Origin of the sequence: Pseudomonas sp. HY2-MNA-CIBAN-0224, assembly GCF_040310285.1 — a bacterium.
Lineage (GTDB): Bacteria > Pseudomonadota > Gammaproteobacteria > Pseudomonadales > Pseudomonadaceae > Aquipseudomonas > Aquipseudomonas helleri.
In genome coordinates this window covers 1-269 of the sequence record NZ_JBEOPQ010000545.1, presented here as the reverse complement: position 1 = coordinate 269, position 269 = coordinate 1, and the positions used below count along the sequence as shown (strand labels likewise).

Here is a 269-nt window from a genome sequence, read left to right as displayed (position 1 = left end):
GGTTATTATAGCGGAATTTATAATCAATACCTAGCACCATCAATATGAATGATTTAACAGTAAAAATACAATGTTGGATAGTAAGATTAAGGGACAATCGGCGCAAAATTCAACCCCTGTGACTCATCAAACCCAAACATCACATTCATATTCTGTACCGCCTGCCCAGCCGCGCCTTTTACTAAATTGTCTTGTACCACAATAACCGTCAATTCAGAACGCTCATTGTCCTGATGTACCGAAATCCGCAGACGGTTGCTGGCTCGCAC

At 41.6% G+C, this 269-nt stretch carries 1 pseudogene; it reads right to left on the bottom strand.

Annotated features, from left to right (window positions below):
• Positions 1 to 86: 86 nt before the first annotated feature.
• Positions 87 to 269 (bottom strand): annotated as a pseudogene (locus tag AAEZ03_RS27505) (N-acetyl-gamma-glutamyl-phosphate reductase); the annotation flags it as partial.